The sequence below is a fragment of the Tepidisphaeraceae bacterium genome (assembly GCA_035998445.1).
GTDB lineage: Bacteria > Planctomycetota > Phycisphaerae > Tepidisphaerales > Tepidisphaeraceae > DASYHQ01.
The window spans coordinates 188,537-207,195 of the sequence record DASYHQ010000061.1 but is presented as its reverse complement, the minus strand read 5'-3'; the positions used below and the strand labels follow the sequence as shown (position 1 = coordinate 207,195).

Annotated in this window: 14 protein-coding genes; 11 read left to right on the top strand and 3 right to left on the bottom strand. The window is 66.1% G+C overall.

Translation table 11 applies throughout. The annotated features are described in order from the left end of the window. Positions 1-82 precede the first annotated feature (82 nt). The 5 genes from VGN72_23280 to VGN72_23260 all read left to right on the top strand — a co-directional run bounded on the left by VGN72_23280 (position 83) and on the right by VGN72_23260 (position 8,366). Positions 83-787 carry a lysophospholipid acyltransferase family protein gene (locus VGN72_23280; protein ID HEV7302281.1) on the top strand — a complete coding sequence of 235 codons (705 nt, stop codon included), beginning with the start codon at positions 83-85 and terminating at the stop codon, positions 785-787. Positions 788-1,438: 651 nt separating this feature from the next. Further along, positions 1,439-3,931, top strand: a complete 2,493-nt coding sequence (locus tag VGN72_23275) for a hypothetical protein (GenBank protein HEV7302280.1) — start codon at positions 1,439-1,441, stop codon at positions 3,929-3,931. 92 nt (positions 3,932-4,023) lie between these two features. Then, positions 4,024-4,965 carry an ABC transporter ATP-binding protein gene (locus VGN72_23270; protein HEV7302279.1) on the top strand — a complete coding sequence of 314 codons (942 nt, stop codon included), beginning with the start codon at positions 4,024-4,026 and terminating at the stop codon, positions 4,963-4,965. A gap of 28 nt (positions 4,966-4,993) precedes the next feature. Next, positions 4,994-6,658: an ABC transporter permease gene (locus VGN72_23265; GenBank protein ID HEV7302278.1), complete on the top strand. Its 1,665-nt coding sequence runs from the start codon at positions 4,994-4,996 to the stop codon at positions 6,656-6,658. Between the two features lie 49 nt (positions 6,659-6,707). Next, entirely contained in the window at positions 6,708-8,366 is a 1,659-nt protein-coding gene (locus tag VGN72_23260; protein ID HEV7302277.1) for a HEAT repeat domain-containing protein, read from the top strand. A gap of 92 nt (positions 8,367-8,458) precedes the next feature. On the opposite strand, the gene VGN72_23255 is transcribed toward VGN72_23260, so the two are convergent. Next, the gene (locus tag VGN72_23255) at positions 8,459-8,791 is read right to left on the bottom strand and encodes a histidine triad nucleotide-binding protein (protein HEV7302276.1); all 333 of its coding nucleotides are present in this window, start codon (positions 8,789-8,791) and stop codon (positions 8,459-8,461) included. 122 nt (positions 8,792-8,913) lie between these two features. On the opposite strand from VGN72_23255, the gene VGN72_23250 reads away from it, so the two are divergent. Continuing rightward, entirely contained in the window at positions 8,914-10,224 is a 1,311-nt protein-coding gene (locus tag VGN72_23250) for an ABC transporter permease (protein ID HEV7302275.1), read from the top strand. A gap of 390 nt (positions 10,225-10,614) precedes the next feature. Here the strand turns inward: VGN72_23250 and VGN72_23245 are convergent, their stop codons facing one another. Beyond that, the gene (locus VGN72_23245) at positions 10,615-10,842 is read right to left on the bottom strand and encodes a hypothetical protein (protein ID HEV7302274.1); all 228 of its coding nucleotides are present in this window, start codon (positions 10,840-10,842) and stop codon (positions 10,615-10,617) included. A 270-nt stretch (positions 10,843-11,112) separates the two neighbouring features. Here VGN72_23245 and VGN72_23240 point away from each other — a divergent pair, with 270 nt between their 5' ends. The 4 genes from VGN72_23240 (at position 11,113) to VGN72_23225 (ending at position 16,687) form a co-directional block, all read left to right on the top strand. After that, positions 11,113-13,101 (top strand): beta-galactosidase, encoded by a 1,989-nt coding sequence (locus VGN72_23240; protein HEV7302273.1) that lies wholly within the window; start codon positions 11,113-11,115, stop codon positions 13,099-13,101. 186 nt (positions 13,102-13,287) lie between these two features. Continuing rightward, positions 13,288-15,558, top strand: coding sequence for a vWA domain-containing protein (locus VGN72_23235; GenBank protein HEV7302272.1), 2,271 nt, complete (start codon positions 13,288-13,290; stop codon positions 15,556-15,558). Positions 15,559-15,767: 209 nt separating this feature from the next. Next, positions 15,768-16,172, top strand: coding sequence for a DMT family transporter (locus VGN72_23230; protein ID HEV7302271.1), 405 nt, complete (start codon positions 15,768-15,770; stop codon positions 16,170-16,172). Then, entirely contained in the window at positions 16,097-16,687 is a 591-nt protein-coding gene (locus tag VGN72_23225; protein ID HEV7302270.1) for a DMT family transporter, read from the top strand. Before VGN72_23230 ends, VGN72_23225 begins: the two co-directional genes overlap by 76 nt. A 44-nt stretch (positions 16,688-16,731) precedes the next feature. On the opposite strand, the gene VGN72_23220 is transcribed toward VGN72_23225, so the two are convergent. Next, positions 16,732-17,949: a metallophosphoesterase gene (locus VGN72_23220; protein ID HEV7302269.1), complete on the bottom strand. Its 1,218-nt coding sequence runs from the start codon at positions 17,947-17,949 to the stop codon at positions 16,732-16,734. Positions 17,950-18,214: 265 nt separating this feature from the next. Between VGN72_23220 and VGN72_23215 the strand changes: the two genes are divergently transcribed. Further along, a complete protein-coding gene (locus VGN72_23215) occupies positions 18,215-18,628 on the top strand; it encodes a PEGA domain-containing protein (protein ID HEV7302268.1) in 414 nt (137 codons plus the stop codon). The last annotated feature ends 31 nt before the right edge of the window (positions 18,629-18,659 follow it).

Here is an 18,659-nt window from a genome sequence, read left to right as displayed (position 1 = left end):
TTGTACCGAGAAGTCCCGGCCTGCATCTCACAATCACACCGCGCCCTCCCGCGATCGGTCCATCCGCGGTACAACTTCGCGCGTGGAAGCAACAGGTGAACGCGTCGATCCCCGTCCGCTGGAAACGCGCCCGAAGGTGCGGTTCTTCCGCGCGGTCAACCGGCTGTACTGCAGCACGTTCCAGCAACTGCAGGTGCAAACGCCTTGTCGGCTGCCGCGCACCGGGCCGGCAATTCTGGTCTGCAATCACATGAGCGGGCTCGACCCGTTGCTATTGCAGGCGATGTCGAACCGGGTCATCGTCTGGATGATGGCCAAGGAGTACTACGAGATCCAGTCGATCGGCTGGTTCTTCCGGATGATCGAGGCGATCCCCGTCTCGCGCAACGGGCGCGACTCGTCGGCCACCCGCGCGGCGCTGCGGGCGCTGGACGCCGGCAAGGTGCTGGGCATTTTCCCGGAAGGCAAAATCGAGACGGACCGCAACCTCATGCCATTTCAGACCGGTGTCGCGATGATGGCGATGAAGACCGGCGTGCCGTTGTACCCGGCGTACCTCGATGGCTCACCGCGCGGCATGGAGATGCTGACCGCATTCCGCACCGCCGGGCGTTCGCACGTGCGCTTCGGCGACCCGGTGAAGCTCTCGACCGACAACGGTGAGCGGCTGTCGCTCGAAACCGCGACCGACCGCATCCGCGACGGCGTCGAGACCCTGAAACAGGACATGGAACGCAGCCGGGCCAGTGGCACGCGCCGGCGGCGCCTGTCACCCCCACAATCGTAATTTGGCCCGGTAAACAGGATAAAGTTCCTCAAGTGGGACCGATTCAAACGCTTTTTGCTGGAGAACTCGCACCTCGTTCGCCGATCGATTTTAGGAAGGCCTGTTGGCTTTGAAAATAAAGATTGACCCAAGCCACCTAGCCTAGCTATGCTAAGATAGGCAACCTAGAACGCTTGCGCAATGGCGCATTTTCTCCCCTCCGGAAGACACCGTGTGGAAACACCGGTGTCTTCTTTTTTTGTTTACGCATAACGGGGAAACCGCCGCGAATCGTCATCCTTCGGCGGTGTTGGGCAGTTGGTCGCGTCCACTCTTCACGTAGCGTGGGCGTCCCGCCCTTGGCCTATCAGCAGGACGAGCACCGAGATCGGCTGCAACCTCCATCACCGAAGTCTGCCGCGACAACAATGTCGTCCGCTTCGGTCGCCGGACCGTCAGGTGCGAAGCGCGCTCGGACGATTTGCGTGACTGCCGTGACCGACTTCCTTTCAATCCAAATCCGTCACTTCGCGATTCCCATCTTTGCAGTTAGCGTCCGCTTTGATAGATTCCCGAACTCAATTCCCCGGGTCGGGCTCGCGTGGCTCGTTCCCCCTTTGGCCGGAGGTTGCCATTCGATCGCGACGTCTGCCGCAGAGCTTGCGTTTTTGGATGAGTTCGTTCTGGATTGCGCTGGTGTTGCTGGTGACGGCGTCACCCAACGCATGGGCGGAACCGAGCATATCGGTGGTGAACCGTTTCGGGTCACCGGAGTACGTGCCGGGCGCGTGGGTGCCGCTGCGCGTGACGCTGACGAACGACACGAACCGCGCCATCGACGGCCGCGTGGAGGCGCGCGTGCCCGGCGTCGACGGGCCGTTGCTGCTCAGCGCCGCCATTCCCGTGCCGGCCAACGCGCGCATCTACACCGTCATGTACGCCCCGCTGGGTGAAAACCCGGATCGCCCGCGCGCCGGGCAGGGTGGCAAACCCCTGGCGATATTCGAGTGGCTCGAGGGAGGCGGCAAGCTCGCTCAGACCGACCTGCTGCTGAAATCGGCGGCCGACGGTGAAGGTGGCGAAGGCGGCGCCGCGACAATGCTGGGCATACAGGGCGGCGAGGGTGACGACCGCGACCCGTACGACGCCTTCGCGCTGCGCAAGCCTGCTTCGGAAACGCTGGGCGTGCCGGTGGCGCTCGTGAGCATTTCCACCGATAACCTGTCGCCCCACCCGGTCGCCTACGACGGGTACCGGGCCATCCATCTCCTGGATGTTGCGGTCGCCGAGGCGACTCCCGCCGAGCAGGCGGCCCTGCTTTCATATGTGCGCTCCGGTGGCACGCTGGGGATCTACGCTCCCTTGGGCCAGAGCGACGTGCGCGGCACGTGGCTCGAGCCGCTGATGCCCGTGCGCACGATCGGCCACCGATTGGCCGGCCGCATCCAGACGACGGCCGGCCCCGTGGAACTGCGCGAGCCGGTCGAGATTACCGAGGCGGTCGCCGCCGACGGGGCAACGGTTCTGCTGGCCGACAAACATTACGTGCACGCCGCCTACCGGCAGTTGGGCCTGGGACGCATCGTCTTCACCAGCTTCCCGGTCAACGCGCCCAAGTGGGACGAAGAGCGGATGCGTGACTTCTGGACCGAGCTGCTGGGCCTGTCGCGTCCGCAGATCTCATGGGATGCGAGCCGCCTGCCCGCGCAATCGCCTGACATCCTGGGTGAGATGATCGGCACGCCCGCCCCGCCGCGCACGATCGCGGTCGCGCTGGCTGCGGGGTTTGCGGTGGTGGTGGTCGCACTGCAGTTGGTTTGGCGCGGCGCGCGCCGGCCGTGGGCCTTCGCTGCGACCTCGGTGGTAGCGCTGGGCGTGGCGGCGGCGCTAGTGGGAATGGGGCTGCTCTCGCAAAAGCAAGTGCCGCTGACGGCCGGCCGCGTGTCGGTCATGAACTTGGCCGATCGTGGCGGGTTGATTCAGGAGATGGCCGCCTTCACGGGTGACGTGGCCGACCTGACGCTCACCACGCGCCTGCCCGGCGCTACGCTGCAGCCGTTCGCCTACGACGGTAGCGACGCCCCCACCCTGCTCGCCGACACGTTCACCGTGCCCGGCGCCGGCGCCGCCGCTCGCCGGATCGACCGCGTCTGGCAGGCCAGCGCCAGCACGCCCCCCGGCATCGGCGCCACCGCCACGGGGCAGTTCGGTGAGGAGGGCCTGCGGCTGTCGGTCGACAACGAACTGGGTGCAGCACTCCAGGCCCCCGTATTAACCAGCGGCGGCAGCGTCTACCGCTTGTCGCCACTGGAACAGGGCAAATCGGAAACGCCCGTTGCGCCCGATGCACGTAACACCGGTGGCGCCGTCGCCAGCGACTCGTCCGGCTCGTCGGCCCAGTCGTCACCCGACCAGGTGGCGGCGCGGGCACAGAAGTACCTGAACGCCGGGCCGATCCTGACCGATACCGACAAGCTGCGGGCGCTGGTGCTGTCGTCGGTCCTGACGCCGGCCCAGTCGCTCGGCGCCGCCCCACCAAGCGGAGGCACTCGCCTGCAGATTGGTGGCTGGGTTGAGGGCGGCGAGCTGCCGTCGATCATCGACCCGTCCGTAACGCCGCAGTTGGACCGTTCGCTGCGGCTGGCGCTGTTTCCGGTGAACCTTCGACCGTCGGAACCTGGTACCACCGTGAAGGTGGATGCGGGTTTCAACACGCCGGTGACGGGCAAGACCGCGATTGCGGTGCTGGACGTGACGACGGGCACGTGGCTGCCCTCGAGCCAGCCAGGGCTGTGGCAGATCGGCTTCCGCCCGCCGCGCGAGATCGGCCAGTTGACGCCAACGCGCGCCACGCTGCGGGCCAACGTCTCGCTGCCCGTGCAGTCGATGATCGTCCGCCGCGGCCAGGTGCGCGACGGCGAACTGGTCGAAAGCGCGATGTCGACCGGCGAGGTCGTCGCACGGTGGGACCGCACGTTCGGCCAGCGCGAGCCGGTGACGTTCGACCTGACGCCCGCCGACTTCGACGAGACGGGCACCGTCTGGCTGTCGCTGGAGATCGAGGCGCCCCCCCTTTCGGCCGGCGTGGTGCCGCTGTGGAACATCAACGACCTTGGCCTGGACATCGAGGGGCGCGTCAACGCGGCCGCCCCGTCCGGCGACTGAGACGCCTGGCATCTTGACCGATCGCAGTACTCATACGTCTGCTCGACCGATTCAGCATCAAACGACCCACATCAACCTCCGGAACCTCGAACATGCCCATTCAACGCGACCAAGTCATCCTGCAGACCGAGAACCTGACCAAGCGCTACGGCCAACACCTGGCGCTGGACAACCTCACGCTGAACATCCACAAGGGCGAGGTCTTCGGCTACATCGGGCCCAACGGTGCCGGCAAGACGACCACGTTCCGCATCCTCTGCGGCCTGCTGGACCCCACCGAGGGCAAGGCGAGCATCGCCGGTGAGGACGTGACGAACGACAAGGATCGCATTAAACAGCTCGTCGGCTTTTTGCCCGACAACTTTGGCGTCTACCCAACGCTGCGCGTCTGGGAGTACCTGGACTTCTTCGCCGCCGCCTACAAGATCCCGCGTAAGGCCCGGCCGGAGCGCATCGACTACTGCCTGAAGATCGCCAACTCGTTCGAGTTCCGCGACAAGCTGGTGGGCGCGCTCAGCCGCGGCATGAAGCAGCGCGTCGGCATCGCCAAGACGCTGCTGCACGACCCGCAGGTGCTGATCCTCGACGAGCCGGCCGCCACGATCGACCCGCGCGCCCGCATCGAGATGCGCCGCCTGCTGCGCGAGCTGGCCGACCTGGGTAAGGCCGTGCTGGTCTCGTCCCACATCCTGCCCGAGTTGGCCGACGTCTGCGACACGGTGGGCATCCTTCAGCAGGGCAAGCTGGTTGCCAACGGCGCGGTTCAAGACATCATGCGCACGGTGCGTCAAAAGCGCCTGATGCAGGTGCAGGTCGTCAAGCACGTGAACGCCGCCAAGGAAGTCCTGGCCGGCATGGAGGGCTGGGAACCGATCGAGTCGAACGAGCCCAATGTGCTTCGCTACGAGGTGCAGGCCGACGAACAGCACCTGGCGATGGCGCTGCTTGCCCTGCTGAAGAAAGGCATCCCCGTCTCGAACTTCGCCGAAGTGCCGGCGGATCTGGAAGACGTGTTTATGTCGCTGACGAAGTAGAGACGCGGTTCTTCAAGAAGTGATAACGATGAATCCAGTACTAAGAAAAGACCTCCTCAACCTCCTCCGCCTCCCGCGCGTCGCGGCGATTCAGATCGCATTTGTTGCGGTGCTGGCGTTCATGGTGCTCACCAGTTGGCCGCAGGGTGGCGTGCTGGCGGTGGCGGCGCAGGGGCGGGATGACCTGCTGCTGGGCATCGTGATCGGGCAGCTCGTGCTTCTCACGCTGTTCGTCCCCGGCATCGCGGCCACCGCGATCTCGGGGGAGCGCGACGGCAACACGTTCGAGATGCTCTACGCGTCGCGGCTGTCGGCCGGGCAGATCGTGATCGGCAAGATCCTGTCGGCCATCAGCTTTCCGGTGCTGCTGATCATCGCGGGCCTGCCCTTCGTGGCGCTGCTGGTGTGGCGCGGGGATGTGAACGTCGAGAACCTGCTCTACAGCTACATCATCCTGATCGTCGCCGCGATCTTCTTGGCGATGGTGTCGCTTACCGTCTCAGCCTTCAGCCGGCAAACGTCCAACGCGCTGGTGATCTCGTACGTCGCGGTGCTCGTGCTATGCGGTGGCGTGCTGGTGCCGGCGGCGCTGGTGTTGCGCGAGACGAGCGGCCCATTTGCTTCGCTGCTGCATTACGCCCGCGCACTCTCCCCCGTCGCAGCTGCGCTCAGCGTGCTGCGGCCGGATGCCGGTGGCGCCCAGTTCGGTGGCCGGCCCGACGAAGGCCTCGTGCCGATCTGGCAGGCGTTCGTGCCGCTGGCGCTGATCGTCACCGCCGTCTGCTTTGCTGCCATCGTCGCCAAGCTGCGCAAGCCACCGGCCGAAAGCGATCGCATGCCCGGTGGCGCGATCGCGGTGGAGAACCGCTCGATCGGCCGTAAGGTCATGTTCCTGATCGACGACAAGAAGCAGCGCAAGCCGCTCGGCTCCTTCAACCCCATCATGGGCAAAGAGAACCGCACCAACGCCCTGCGCAGCGGCCGTTGGATGATCCGCTCGTTCTACGCGTCGCTCGTCCTCTCGCTCGGCCTGGCCGTCATGAGCCTGTACGGCGGCGTCGAGCAGACCAACCTGTTAGCACACGTTGCCACCGTGCTCGTCGCGCTGCAGCTCGGCCTGATTGCGCTGATCGACCCCAGCCTGACCAGCCCCGGCATCAGCAGCGAGATCGAGAGCGGCACGTTCGAGACGCTGCGCCTGACGCCTTTAGGCGGTGGCAAGATCTTCTGGGGCAAACTGCTGCCCTCGCTACCGGCGGCGCTGCTGCCCGTGCTGGCGCTCTTGCCGGCATACGGGGCGGTCTGCTTTGTCGATCCGAGCTATCCGCAGCGGTTCCTGCTGCTGCTGCCGGTCGTCGCGCTGGCGGCGCTGCTCTGCTGCACGGTCGGCCTGGCCGCCAGCAGCTTCTTCGACAACACCGCCCGCGCGACGGTGACGGCGTACCTCATCTGCGCCGCGATCTTCATTCTGCCGCTGCTCCCCTACTTCGCTGCGGGCACGCAGCTCGGTGAGAACATCGCGGCGTGGATGTCGATGGTCAGCCCGCTCGTGATGGGCCTGAGCCTGATGCCCACCGGCTCGCGGGCCGTGCAGGAACTGTGGCAGACGCACCTGATCGTCATCGCGTGCCTTTGCCTGGTGATGCTGTTGGCCGCCCGCGTGCGCCTGGGGCAGCTGCTGAAGCAGGGTTAGTGAGGTCCGGAGAGTCGAAGGGGTTCGGAAGTCCATCGAAAGAGACGTTATGCCCATCCATCGCACCCTGATCGCAATGCTGCTGCTCGCGGGCCCGGCGCTAGCCAAGACGGTCGATCTGCCCCCGATCGACAAGCCGTTACCCTTCGGCACCGACGCGCTGGGGCTACCGCAGCCCGATCGCGTCAACACGACCGTGCCGCGCACCGCCCAGCTGTTAGCGGCCGAGCTGAAGCGCCCGGGCCAGACGCGCGAGCGGCGGGCCGAGCTGGTTAGCGACCTGGGCGCCACGGAACTGCCCGCTGCGCTGCCGGCGATCATCGAGGCGGCAAGCGACCCCGACGCCATCGTGCGGGCGGCGGCCGCGGCGGCGCTGGGGACGTTCAAGTCGCCCGAGAGCGCAGCCGCGCTCGTGCGGCTCGCGACCGATGCGGACCCGACCGTGCGCGATAATGCCGTCCGATCTGCAGCCGCGGTGGGCAGTGGCGATCTCGTCACCGCCGGTTTGAATGACGCCGACCGCACGGTCGCCGCCGCCGCCCTTGCCGTCGCCAGCGCCGATCAAGCCGCCGGCATCGCTGGGCAGCTTTCGTCGGAGGATCCCATGTTGCGCGCCGCGGCCGCCACGGCGCTGGCACGGGCGGGCGTTACCGCGCAGGCCGACGCAATCGCGCGACTGTTGGCCGACGACAGCGTGCTGGTTCAGTCGTCCGCGATCGAGGCATTGGGCACGCTGAAGGCGACCCCGCATGCACAAGGGGTCGTCGATCTGTTGAAGCACGACCACCCGACCGTTCGCCGCTATGCCGTGGCGGCATTGCCGAACCTGCTGAGCGCCGACGCCGCGCGGACGCGCGGCATCGCGATGCTGAGCGACCCGGATGAATCCGTCCGCACCGCCGCAGCGATCGCGCTGGCAAAGGTGCCGGGGCCGGCGGCGATCGAGCCGTTGGTAAAGCAGCTGGACGACCCGTACACCCCGTTGCACACAGCGGCGCGTGAGGCGCTGGTGGCGATCGGTCAACCCGCGTCCGCCGCTGCCATGGCGCTGTTGGACCACGCCAACCCGCGCCGCCGCGAGGACGGGTCGTACGTGCTGGGCCAGCTCGCGAGCCACGAGGGGTTCGAGCGGCACGTGAAGCTGCTGGAGGACGCGGATTGGGTGCTGGTGGCGCAGGTCGCCAGGTCGCTCGGTCAAATCGGTGACGCAGCGGCCGGTCCGGCACTGGTGACAGCCATCCAACGGGCGACGGCGGATCAGATCGCAACCGAGCAGAAGCCGACGGCGCACGCCGCCGCGACGAACGCGATCGTCGCCGGCACTTTGCTGGGTCACGAACCGACCAGCGCCGCCGTTTCCAAGCTGATTCCGCAGAAGTCTTACTCCTCGAGCACCCGAGCCGCCGCCATCTGGTCGGTGGGCGTGCTGGGCGCGCCCAACGTCGATGCGATCTTCGGTCGCTTCGGTGGCATCGTCGGCGACCTCGAGGAAAGCTCCGACGTTCAGATGGAGGCGATCAAAGCGGTCGGCAACCGGAAGCACGAGAAGACCAAGGGAATCCTGTCGGCCGCGGCCGTGCAGATGTCCGGCGACATGGCCGCTGCGGCCCACTGGTCGAGCGACCGCCTGCGGGGGCAGGTGACGCCGTTCGAGATGCCGGCATCGACCTGGCAGGCCGACGTGAGCGTGAGCGACTTCACACGGTAAGCAGGCCGCTACCGGCGCGGGCTCGCGGGTTGCCAGGGATGCGGGAGGCACTGGCTACTGTAGCGGCCAGTCCGGCGATGGCTCGGTCGACGTCAGCCCGGTGGCCAGGTGAACGCGCGGCCGGCCAGCAGGTGCAAGTGCAGTTGGAAGACCGACTGCTGCGCGCCGGCGCCGCAATTGAACACCGTGCGGTAATCGGTGTGGCCGAGCTCGTTCATCACCTTCTTGCCCACCAGGAACAGCCCGCCCACCAGCTCGGCGTCGCCCGCCTGCAGGTCGTTCAGCGTCGCGATCGGCTTTTTCGGGATCGCCAGCAAATGTACCGGCGCCTGCGGACTGACGTCGTGAATCACGATATACTTGTCGTCCTCGTACGCGATCTTGGCCGGGATCTGCCGGTCGATGATTTTCTGGAAGATGGTCATGGGATGTCCGTGGTCAGTGGTCCGTAATCCGTCGTGCGGGAACGTGTTCCACACCGCGCTGCTGACTATGCACGATCTGGCCGCCCATCACAACTGACCACGAACCACTGACCTCGGACGCTATGTTCTCCTTCCTCAAAGAAACCCTGATCCTCGCGCTGCGCAACCTGCGGTTGCACAAGCTGCGCAGCCTGCTGACCGCGATGGGCATCATTTTCGGGGTGGCGGCGGTCATCATCATGGTGTCGATCGGTGAGGGGGCCAAACAGTCGGCCCGCGAACAGATGGACAAGCTGGGCGCCAAGAACATCGTCATCCGGTCGGTCCGACCGGCCGAGAACGAGTCGTCCGGTCGCGCGCAGCGGGTGCTGCAGTACGGCATCAAGCGCATCGACCTCGCCCGCCTGCGCGAGCTGCCCGGCCTGGCCGCCGTCGTCCCCCTTCGCGACACCGAGCAGAACGTCAGCCGTGGCGACACCCGCGCCTTCGGCGCCAACGCGATCGGCACCACGCCCAACGTCTTCGAGGTCGTCAACCTCAAGCTGTCACGCGGCAACCTCTTCACCGGCCTGCAGTACGACCGCAGCGAGGCGGTCTGCGTGATCGGCTCGACCGTCGCCCGGCAGCTGTTCCCCTATCAGGACCCGATCGGCTCGACCCTGAAGGTCGGCACCAGCGCGTCGGCCAACGTGACGCTGACGATCATCGGCGTCCTCGAACCCACCGGCCTGCGCGCCGGTTCCGACGGCGCCGCCGTCATCGATCGCGACCTCGACCAGGACGTCTACTTCCCCCTGTCGCTGGCGGCCGATCGGTTCGGCGACACCAACGTGAAGCGCCAGTCGGGCAGCGTCGAACGGAAGGTGATCGAGCTCAGCGAGGTCTGGCTGCAGGCCAACCGAATCGAGGACGTCGAGAAGATCGCCAGCGTCGCGCAGAACATCCTGGAGATCGGTCACAAGCGCAACGTCGACTTCACGGTAAAGGCGCCGATCCAGATCCTGCGCAACGCCGAGCGGCTCAACCGCATGTTCAACTTCATCATGGTGGGCATCGCCAGCTTCAGCCTGGTGGTCGGCGGCATCGGCATCATGAACATCATGCTCGCGACCGTCACCGAGCGCACGAAGGAGATCGGCATCCGCCGGGCCCTTGGCGCCAAACGGCGGCACATCACGCTGCAGTTTTTGATCGAGACCACCACGATCAGCATCGGTGGCGGCCTGATCGGCATCAGCCTCGGCATGGGGTTCGCCAAGCTGCTGCCGATTATGGTCGCGTACGTCAGCGAGCAGAGCTACCCGACGAACATCACCCCCTGGAGCGTCATCGGCAGCTTCGTCGTCAGCGCCCTGATCGGCATCGGCTTCGGCCTCTACCCCGCGATGATGGCCGCTCGGATGAACCCCATCGAAGCCCTGCGGCACGAGTGAACGGCAGTTGCTGGTTGAGGTGGTGTACATTCACTCAACCGTGGCATGGGCGTCTCGCCCATGCTAGTGATGAGGCCATAAGATAAAATTCGCTTCAGCATCTCGTTCGGCGCAACAGCCAACAAACTGCACCTCTTATCCCACTCCACACGCATGGGCGAGACGCCCATGCCACGATCATCGCGGCCGCGGCGGTCTGGGTAAGGCAAAACATGGATTCATGCACCATTATGCACCATTTTGCACCATCGGGTGATGACGACAACGTTCACCATGCCACGCGCGTCGGCTATTCAGTTGTCAAAGAGCACACTATCCATCTCTACGGGCGCGCTGCGCGATCGATGCAACGCTAGCGCAACGCGCCGCGCATTTCTTCCACGTCGTGCTTCACTTGCTCCGCGTCTCGCCGATTTCAATCTGCGGGTTCTTGAAGATGTACGCCGGCATCCAGGTAGCCAGGAGCAGGCCGATGATCATCGCGACCAGCACGCCGTTGATTGCGATAATGCCTGCCAGGCGCAGCCGGCGCTTCCAGGGTGCGGTGGGTGGCATTTGCGGTAGTTCCGGAGGAAGCGGCGCGGCGGGGGTGATGTCCATTTTGAGCGGTTTTCCCATTGCAAGCTCGGGCTGTCAACGCTCGATTTGCCGGACCGCGCGTCCTCACGCCAGCCGCCGACCGCTTCTCGCTTCCGCTCCGCTGGGTTACCCTGCTGCGACCTCTAGAGCAGGGCGCACCTTGCCGTAGCGTTCGGGTGCCACGGTTTGGTACGCCAAGCCGTGTCTCGGGCGTGCGGCAGGCACGGCTTGGCGTACCAAACCGTGGCACCCAGCGGGCACTCGCTACGCGAGAATGTCCCCTGCTCTAGACCCGGAGCCCCTCGCATTATGCTCGACCGCTTTCACTACGGCGTCTGCTACTACCCGGAGCACTGGGACGCGTCCCGCCATGCGTCCGACATCGCCCGCATCGCGGCAGCGGGGTTCAACGTCGTGCGACTAGGCGAAGGGGCCTGGAGCTACTGGGAACCGCAGGAGGGCCGTTACCAGTTCGAGATGTTCGACCGCGTGATCGATTTGTGCCGCAAGCACAAGGTGAAGGTGATCATGGGCACCCCCACCTACGCCGGCCCGGCTTGGGTGGCGAAGAACTACCCGGAAGTGCTCCGCTGGAACTTCAACCGCCAGCCCATGGCGCACGGCAGCCGCCGAAACTACAACTACACGTCGCAGAAGTACCTGGACCTGTCCGACCGCCTGGTGACCGCGCTGGCCGAGCACTACGAGGGGGACGACCAGATCCTCGCCTGGCAGCTGGACAACGAGTTCAACTGCCACATGGATGTCAGCTACGCCCCCAGCGACACGCTGGCGTTCCGCGCCTGGTGCAAGGGCAAGTACAAGACCCTGGAGAAGCTGAACGACGCCTGGGGCACGCGGTTCTGGAGCCAGACCTACGACGCGTGGGACCAGATCGATTTGCCCCACCCCACCGCCACGTACCAGAACCCACACGCGCAGCTCGACGAGGTGCGCTTCATCAGCGACACCGTCGTGGCGTTCGCCAAACGGCAGGCCGACATCCTGCGCGCCCACGACCGCAAGTGGAAGATCACCCACAACGGCCTCTTCAAGAACATCGACGGCCCGAAGCTGGCGGCCGAGCTGGACTTTTTCAGCCACGATCAATATCCACACTTCAACAACGACGGCGACTGGTGGTCGTACGCGTTCCCCTTGCAGCAGGCGCGCAGCCTGTCGTTCCCGTACGCCGTGCTGGAACAACAATCCGGCCCCGGCGGGCAAATGCACTACCTGCTGCGCACCCCGCGCCCGGGGCAGATGCGTTTGTACGCGTGGCAATCGGTCGTGCACGGGGCTAACGGCGTCCTGTACTTCCGCTGGCGCACGTGCCCGTATGGTTCCGAACAGCACTGGCACGGCATTCTCGATCAGGACGACCGCGATAACCGTCGGCTGAGCGAAGCCGTGCAGGCGGGCAAGGAATTCCTCGCGCTGCCGAAGGAATTTCTAGCAGCCAAGCCGGTGAAGGCGATCGCGGTGTTGCGCGACTTCGATAACGAGACCAACGAGGGTCGCATTAACACGTACGTAAAAGAAGGCGCGTGGGAATCGGCCCGATGGCTGCACGAGGCGGGCCGGCGGCACCTCAGCGTCGACCAGGTGTGGCCGGCGACGGATTGGGCGGGCTACCGGTTGCTCGTCGCGCCGCACATGAAGATCGTCACCAAGGCGATCGCCAAGAAGATGACCGACTACGTCACCGCCGGCGGCACGCTGGTGCTGGGGGCGCAGTCGGGCCTGCACGACGATCGATTGCACATCGTGGAAATGCCGCTGCCCGGCCTGCTGCGCAAGCTGGCCGGTGTAGAGGTTGAAGACTGGACGACGTTGTCGGACAACGAGACGCGCGACGCCCGCCTGGCCAGCGGCGCCACGTTGCCGTTCAACGCGTTCGTCGAGCGCCTGCGCCCGTTAGCCGCCACGCCACTGGCCTGGTGGACCGGCAGCGACGCGCTGCTGGGCGAATCGCCGGCCGTCACCGTCAACAGGGTCGGCAAGGGCCGCGTCTACTACGTTGGCGGATACGCCACGCCCGCCGCCGTCGCCGCGCTGCTGACGCACTTGACCGCGGAACTTTCACTAGAGCCGATGGCCCAGGCGAGCCAGTCGGTGGAGATGATCGCCCGATCGAACGGCAAACGTCGCTACCTCGCCTTGCTGAACCACGCCGCCGGTGGCCAGCGCGTTCATGGCTTGCTCGGCGCGAAGATCATCAGTGGTAATGGCACCCTCGCCAAGACCGGCGAACTGCGCCTGCCGGGCTATGGCGTCGCGCTGGTGGAAGAGGCATAGCCAGCAGCAACGAACGCCATTCCTGCCCATCTCCTGGTACTCCGGGGGAGGCTGGGTGGGGGTGATTCGGACTGCTGACGACTCTGGGACATACGAATAAATCACCCTCACCTAACCTCTCCCGGCGTACCGGGAGAGGGACCGGAGCGCATCTCCTAAGCAAGTGGCGACCTTTCTACAATTGCCGTGTCTCTCCCCCTCATCCAACTTCGCTCGCCGACGCTGCTGGCGATCGCGTTGCTGATGGTGGGCATCTTCACCCTGCTGCTGTGGCGGCGAACACTTCCCCGCGCGACAAAGATCCTTGCCATCATCGCCGCCGCCTGCCTCGCCATCGCCGCCGGCCAGCCGACGTACGACGGCAGCGCATCGGCCGAGGACATCACCGTGCTGGTCGACCTCTCGGCAAGCACGCGCGGCGCAACGTACCGCGGCCCGCAAGCCCTCCAGCGCCGGCTGGGCCAACTGCTGGGCGACCGCCCGTATCAACTGCAATACTTCGCCGGCACAACCACCACGACGCCCCCACCCGGCGACCCCCTGCCCGACCTGCCCGCCGACCGCACGATCTTCACGCCACCCGCCAGCGGCGTCGCGATCGTCTTCAGCGATGGGCGCTTCGAGCTTCCCGCGACCGCCCCGCCGACGTACATCGTGATTGACCCGGCGTTGGACCGCCCGGTCGATGCGCGCATGTCATCGGTCGACGTGCAAATGAATCAGCTTCGAGCTGCGTTCGCGAACAATGGTCCGCCGCGCGAAATCGTTTGGACCGGCGTCAGCGATTCCGCTCCGGATCGCATCGCCGGCGACTACACGCTACAGGCCGACCTCTCGCCAAACGCCGATCGTGCGGCCGTGCGTCTATCGACCGGCGACAACTGGCCCGAGAACGACGCGATGGCGACGGTCCGACCGCCACCAACCGATCTCGAACGCTGGTGGGTTGGCCGTGACGATCCTGGCGCGCCGTGGCGACGCTTCGCGCCGGCCGACCTGCCGACCGACGCCACTGCGTTGCTCGGCGTCTCGGTGATCGTGCTGCAAAACGTGTCGATCGACGAGTTGCCGCTGCAACGGCAGCTATTGCTCGACCGCTACGTCCGGCGGCTGGGTGGCACGCTGATCCTGCTCGGGGGTGACGCGGCGTTCACCGCTGGTGGGTACGCGGGAAGTGCGCTCGACGCGTTGTCACCGCTGGCTAGTTCCCCGCCGCAACCGACGGTCGAATGGACGATCCTGACCGACGCCAGCGGTTCGATGGCCGCCCCTGCAGGCGGTGGCGGCACGCGCTTCGATGCCGCCGTCACCGCTGCGCGCACCGCGGTGGCGGCGCTGCCACCGAACGACACCGTGTCGGTCGGCTCGTTCGCGCGCGACGTGCGCTGGTGGAGCACCGGCCGCAGCGTCACCGACACGCTGCCCGCGATCGCCACCGCCCCACCCATCGCGCCCAATGGTCCGACGAACCTCGCGGCCGCGCTGGACGCGATCGTCGCGGCGCCAAGTTCCAAGGCCCGCCAGATCCTTCTGATCACCGATGGCGGCGCCGATCCGGTAAACGTTGCGCCACGCGTCGAGCAACTGCGCAACGCGGCATCTAGGCTCAACGTTCTGTCGATCGGCAACGGCCCCGCGAGCGACTCGCTTGCCCAGATCGCCGTTGCGACCGGTGGCACGGTGGTGACGGAAGCCGACCCCGCCCGCTGGTCGCGCGCTGCGGCTCAGCTGTTGCGCGCCGCCATTGCAGGCGAGCTTCGCACGTCTCCGGCTCGCGGCGGGTTCAGTGGCGAACTTGCGACGGCCGGCGATGTCGAAGCGGCGCCGTGGAACCCGCTCTGGCCGCGCGCGGGCGCCACGGTCGTCGCGACGAACACTGCCGGTGGCGAACCGCTGGCGGCCTGGTGGAACGCCGGCACGGGTCGGGTGATTGCCTTCGCCTACACGCCCCCCACCGCGACCGTGGCGCTGGCAACCGAGCGGCTGGCTCGCCCGCCGCGGGATGAGCGGTTTGCGGTGCGTTGGGATGAGTCGAAGAACGGCACGCGGATGCTCATTGACGCCGTCGAACGAGGTCGACCGCTGAACGGCGCCGCGGTTGTGTTGGACATCACCGGGGAGTCACGGCCCGTCCCGCAGGTCGCGCCGGGACGATATGAGTTGACGATCGATCCGTCACCGAGCGCCGCGTTGGCGACGGTGCTGCACGATGGCCAAGTCATCGCCCGCCGCGCGTTGCCGGCCCGCTATGCGCCGGAATTCGCGGCCATCGGCAACGATTACGCCGCCATGCGCGCCCTCGCCGAGCGCACCGGCGGCGCGGTGGTGAACCCCGCGGTCGTCACACCGCTCGACCTCCCGCGCGACGCGAACCGCGTCAGCCTCACGCCACCGCTGGCAATGTTGGGCGGGTTTTTCGTCGCAACGGCGCTAATTGCCTGGCGACGAGGATCGTGATGCTCCGGCCGTGGCATGGGCGAGACGCCCATGCGTGTAGTCTGGAATGACAGATTTTATTTGTGGCAAACCACGCCGACCGTTCCGCATCAACAAATCAAATCATCTGGCCTCATGACATGCATGGGCGAGACGCCCATGCCACGGAAAGCCAGACAAGCCTTTCCGTATCGCGTGCTTTCGGCGTCGCCATCGATACGATTCGGCACATGAATGGGTCGGTGGCTCTGGCGGCGGCAATCACGTTGGTTCTCTGGGCGTCGGCGTTCCCGATGATCCGCCATGCGCTGGCCAACGGGTACGGCCCGTTCGAGTTGACGCTCGGGCGGTTCATCGCGGCGTCGGTGACGATGCTGCTGATGTCGGGCGCGAAGCGCTCGCTGAGCCTGCCGAAACGCGAATGGCCGATCGTGGCCACGATCGGCGTGGTGGGCGTGGGGTTCTATCATTCGTCGCTGAACTACGGTGCGATGACGGTTGATGCCGGCACGGTCGCCATGATCATCGCCACGTCGCCGGTCTTCACCGCGGCACTGCGGTGGCGTTCCTGCGCGAGCGCCTGCAACCGGTCGGCTGGATCGGCATTGCCGTCAGTTGCGCCGGCGCGATGCTGATCGCGGTCGGCAAGGACGGGCACCTGCAGCTGTCGACCGGCGCGCTCTTCGTCCTGCTGGCGGCGTTCTTCGCGGCGATCTGGGCGGTGGTGCAGCGGCCGGTGACGCAGCGGGTGGGCGCGACCAGGGTTACCACCTACGCGATCTGCTTTGGCACGCTGCTGCTGACGCCGTGGATCGGCAGCCTGATCGGACAAGTGCGTGCGGCACCGCTGCACGCGACGCTGGGCATCGTCTACCTCGGCATCTTCCCCGCGGCCATCGCCAACACGCTGTGGGCGTACGCGCTCATCCACGTGCCGGCATCACGGCTTGCGGTGCTGGTCTACCTGATGCCACCGATGACGATCCTGCTGACGTGGGTCACGCTGCACGAGGCGCCGACCACGCCGGCAATGATCGGTGGCGCGATCGCGATCCTCGGCGTGGTCATCGTTAACCGATCGAAAGGCTCGACGGCCCCCAAGGTCGCCATGCGGGCCGTTCCCCCGCCGGCCGCGAATGCGGGGGATTGAGCGAGAGCTGCCACCGACAGCTTGCCCTCGCACGCCTTTTGGCATCACGCCTTGCTCAGCCGGATATGGACGATCTCGGCAGGCGCGTTGATGCGCAGTGGGAACCAGTTACCGATGCCGTTGGAGACGACGCACGCCGCGTTGCCCTGGCGATAAAGGCCCGACCAGTAGCGGTACATCACCGGGCCAGGGCCGACGTTTTTGGACAGCATCAGCTGCCCGCCATGCGTGTGGCCGGCGAGCGTCAGTTGCACGCCGGCTTTGGCGGCGTAGTCGAAGGCGTGCGGGTGATGCGCCAGCATCACGCCAAACGCGTCCGGGCGTCGCTTCTCCAGCGCCACCGCCGCCCATTGCTGCAGCATCGGATCGCGCCGCAGCGCGGCCTCGCCCCATTGCAAACCGAGGAACTGCATTGGATAGCCGTTGATGTCGATCGTGTGCGACTCGTTCAGCAGCAACGGGAAGCCGGCGTTCATCACGCCCTGTTCGAACGTGCTGCGGTCCTGAAACAAGTCATGGTTGCCCTCGCACACCACCACGCCGTGGCGCGGCTGAAGCCCCTTCAGCAGCTCCAGGCCGTTGGGAAGTTCGTCCAGGTCGAAATCGATCAAATCGCCGGTGAAGGCGACGACGTCGGCGTCCAGGCGATTGGTCGCCTCGGCGATCTGGCGAATATCGCCGCGGTGGGTGAAGCGGCCGATGTGGGTGTCGGACAGGTGCGCGATCGTCACGCCGTCCAACTGCGACGGCAGGTTGCGGAAGGCGATGTCCATCTTGTTGATGCGGAACGACCCCAGCGTGGTGACGGCCGTCGTGACGGCGGCCAGCTCCGCCACCGGTGGCGCCGCGGCGACGAGCGTGGCGGCCAAAATCTGCCGGCGCGTGGGACCGTTGGCCAACACGGGGTCGCTGCTCAACGTCTCGGGTTCGGCGGTCGTCTTCTTCCCCGCAATCGCCCGCACCACGCCCGCGACGCCCTTGAACAACCCGCGGCCGATCAAGGCGAGCATGACCACCGGCAGGATCACCAGGTGCCACACGTAGACCGCGATTAACAACGGCTGCGGCATGGCGCTGCCTAGGTCGACCATGCGGGCGTAGATCATGAAGACGAATAGCCCCGCCTGCGATAGCGCATACAGCCCCACGGCCAAGCGCCAGCCGACGGCCCGATGGGTCTTGCGCAGCCAGGCGTCGGCCCAGGCCCACCAGATGAAGTTCGAGGCAAACAGGGTGAAGATGATCAGGAGGAAAGTGCTCATAGGAGTTTACGGCCCACGCATGTCAGCAGTATCGGGACGGAGATTAGTTGCACCGGCCGCGAGCGTCATCCCGGTTAAAATCAGTCACCTTTACTGATGACGGCATGGGCGAGACGCCCATGCTACAGTCGGAGCGCAAGCTTGCGACCGTGTGCCGATTGTAGGCTCGTGGTGGCCTGCCGCTGGTGGACAACGAAATCTCCATGAATTGCGCTGCGTGTCGTGCCCTACATCCGCGGGCCGATCGGGCGTATACTCGGGCCTTATGGGTCGTTTGCTCGTTACTATGCTGTTGTTGGTCGGCACCTTAAGCGGGTGCGTCGAGCAGACCATCACGATCACGTCGGACCCGCCGGGGGCGCTGGTTTACCTGAACGACGTGGAGTTTGGTCGTACGCCGGTCACGCGCGAGTTCACGTTTTACGGCACGTACGACGTTCACGTGCGCCGGGAGGGCCATCAGGCCCTGGTGACGAAAAGCGTGGTCATCGCGCCGTGGTGGAACTGGGTGCCGCTCGATCTGATCGCGACCGCAATGCCGTTCACGCTGCACGACCGGCAACGCCTGCATTACGACCTGAAGCCTCTCACCACGCAGCCTGCCGATGCGCAGGCGCTGCTCGAACGGGCCGAGAAACTTGAGCAGGGACTGCCCGCGACCCGGCCTGCGCGTCCGTAAGAGAGGCTCTCCAAACCTCTCTCGTCTAGCC